The organism is Streptomyces sp. NPDC027962 (genome assembly GCF_055566095.1).
This window is the reverse complement of sequence record NZ_JBVHTA010000103.1, coordinates 1-2,188: the sequence shown is the minus strand read 5'-3', so window position 1 is coordinate 2,188 and position 2,188 is coordinate 1. Positions and strand designations below refer to the sequence as shown.

Below are 2,188 nucleotides of genomic sequence, written 5' to 3'. Positions count from 1 at the left end.
CCGGCATCCCGGTGGACGACGCGCAGTTGACCCTCTCCGGCCTGGAAGAGGTGCTGGTCCTGGACGCGAAGACGTACCGGATCAAGAACCACCGCCTCGCATTCGGCTTCCTGATCCCCTACAACGGCCAGGACATCAGCTTCGAGCAGCAGGTCGGCGAGAAGAACGAGGGCCCGTACACCCGCAAGATCGAGCTCCCGGCGGGCGTGCGCTAGCCGTTCAGCCAGTCGCCGTCGAGGGCGTCCCGCAGGCCGTCGAGCGCCTCCTCCGTGCGGCCCCGGACCTCGATCCATTCCCTGCCGGCGTCGCAGACGAGGACGCCGTCGTAGAGGAACCAGCGCAGGGCGGGTTCGCCGGGCGGGCAGGCCGGGAACGGCAGCCACGTGCCGCCCTTCTCCAGTTCCGCGACGATCTCGTCGCCCGGTGCGTCCAGGAAGTCGACGAGCTGGTACGGCGCGTGGGGGTGGACTCGGACAGGACGATCTCCAGGAAGGCGAGCGACGTCCGCTCCAGCCAGGGGCGCCCAGTTCTCCCGGCTCATGTCGGCGAGGTCGGGGCGCACCCGCACCGCGGATCGTCGTGCGACAGGTCTGCGAGCAGGACGCCCCAGCGGGCCGCGCTCTGGTTCGCGTCGCGGATGACCAGGGCCTCACCCGCCTCGTCGACGTACAACTCGGCCGGTGCGCGCAGCGTGTGGTGGTTCGACGTCAGGTCCTCGCGCCTGCCGAACAGTGCGTACGGCATCCCAGCGCTTGGCCTTGTAGCACGGGAGAACAACAAGTGCCAGGAGTCCATGGGGCCGGCTCCCACTTGATGAAGGTGCAATAGGTTTGTGAGTCGCGCAGAGGGGCGCACATGGAGTGGGTTGATCGTCTGGTGGCCGTGACCGGTTGGAGTGCCGAGCCCGGCGAATCCGATTGGTCCGACACCGAAAGGGCCTTGGGCCCTCTGCCGGCTGACTTCAAGGAGTTGCGCCGACGCTTCGCACCCTGGGGCGCCTTCAGCGACTATGTTCTGGTGCTGGAGGCGCAAGGAGATACGGAGTCGGTGCTCGCGAATCACGAGTCCCTGCTCAGGTCCACGCGTGGAAACCCCGACAACCGGCGGATGTTCGAACCGTTCGGGATCCTCGGGATGGATGACGAGCACAAGGGAAAAGGCCTTGTCCAGTGGGGCTATTCCTTCATCGAGGAAGAGTACTACTGGCTGGCCGACACCTCTCAGGAGCCGTCGACCTGGCCCGTGGTGGCGCGAGTGGATCCGCTGGAGCCCTTCCAACGTTTCGACATGACCGCCTCGGAGTTCGTCTACCGGGTGCTCACCGAGGCTGATTTCTTTGTATTCAGCGTTGCGGCGACGGTCGGGACACCCCACTACCGAACCTTCTGAGCAGTCGGGCATCGACCGAACCGGCTCCGATACGACGGCCCGCCAGGCTGACCCGGCGGGCGGTCTGTTGCGCGACCGGTCGAAGGATTTATCGAAGGGGCCCAGTGGTGGCAACGCTGTCAGAGATCCAAGCCTTTTTGGGTGAACCCCGGTTCAACTGGTCGGATCCGGCGCCATGGATCGAACTGGAGCAGGAATTCGGTGTCGAATTCCCTGCGGACTTCCGTGAGATCGTGAACGCCTACGGTTCGATCGAGATCAACGGGCAGTTGTATCTGGAGCACCCTGCCGGCCATCTTCTGCATAGTCTGGGAGGAACCATCAGGGAGGATCTCGAGTTCTGGCGCGACGAGGACATGGCAGAGTTCCTGCCCAGTCCGGTAGGGGCGAACCCCGGTGAGTTGATGCCGGTGGCGTCGGCCATGACCGGGGAATGGGTATTCCTTCGCGTTCCTGATGAACCCTCGTTGCCCTGGAGCGTCCTGGTTCAGGAGCTCGACAGTCCGGCCCACACTCTCTACGAGATGACGTTCAGCGAGTGGTTGCTGGCTTACCTCAGGGGTGAGGACGTGACGGTGTGTTCGCGCAATTTCGCGCCTGACCGCCCGTTCTGGGAATTCCTGCCCTGAAAATGAACGCGGTGGTACCTCCTGTCCTGGTGAGAGGGGGTACCACTGTGTGAGTCCCTGCTGCCGAAACGGCGAGGCTAGTGTCTCGTGATCCTGTTGATGTCACTTCGAGTTGTTTGCCACGAGTTTCTTGATGTTGGTCTGGACGAGGCGGACCTTCGCCAGAATCT

The 2,188-nt window shown here is 64.1% G+C and carries 4 protein-coding genes and 1 pseudogene; 3 read left to right on the top strand and 2 right to left on the bottom strand.

Going from position 1 to position 2,188, the window contains the following annotated elements; all coding sequences use genetic code 11:
• Positions 1 to 215 (top strand): annotated as a pseudogene (locus ACZ4SA_RS36835) (hypothetical protein); the annotation flags it as partial.
• Here the strand turns inward: ACZ4SA_RS36835 and ACZ4SA_RS36830 are convergent.
• Both ACZ4SA_RS36830 and ACZ4SA_RS36825 read right to left on the bottom strand, forming a co-directional pair.
• On the bottom strand, positions 212 to 541 hold the full coding sequence (locus tag ACZ4SA_RS36830; protein ID WP_468283201.1) for a hypothetical protein: 330 nt from the start codon (positions 539 to 541) through the stop codon (positions 212 to 214). The pseudogene ACZ4SA_RS36835 and the gene ACZ4SA_RS36830 sit on opposite strands and share 4 nt — an antisense overlap.
• Complete coding sequence (locus tag ACZ4SA_RS36825) at positions 538 to 744, bottom strand: hypothetical protein (protein ID WP_468283198.1); 207 nt, start codon at positions 742 to 744, stop codon at positions 538 to 540. Before ACZ4SA_RS36825 ends, ACZ4SA_RS36830 begins: the two co-directional genes overlap by 4 nt.
• Before the next feature lie 111 nt (positions 745 to 855).
• Between ACZ4SA_RS36825 and ACZ4SA_RS36820 the strand changes: the two genes are divergently transcribed.
• Positions 856 to 1,389, top strand: a complete 534-nt coding sequence (locus tag ACZ4SA_RS36820) for a hypothetical protein (RefSeq protein ID WP_468283195.1) — start codon at positions 856 to 858, stop codon at positions 1,387 to 1,389.
• A gap of 107 nt (positions 1,390 to 1,496) precedes the next feature.
• Entirely contained in the window at positions 1,497 to 2,018 is a 522-nt protein-coding gene (locus ACZ4SA_RS36815; protein ID WP_468283192.1) for an SMI1/KNR4 family protein, read from the top strand.
• Positions 2,019 to 2,188: the final 170 nt, after the last annotated feature.

Bases quoted from the DNA above. Each gene is read 5' to 3' on its own strand.
- ACZ4SA_RS36830 (WP_468283201.1), bottom strand. From the start codon at position 541: ATGAGCCGGGAGAACTGGGCGCCCCTGGCTGGAGCGGACGTCGCTCGC.
- ACZ4SA_RS36825 (WP_468283198.1), bottom strand. From the start codon at position 744: ATGCCGTACGCACTGTTCGGCAGGCGCGAGGACCTGACGTCGAACCAC.
- ACZ4SA_RS36820 (WP_468283195.1), top strand. From the start codon at position 856: ATGGAGTGGGTTGATCGTCTGGTGGCCGTGACCGGTTGGAGTGCCGAG.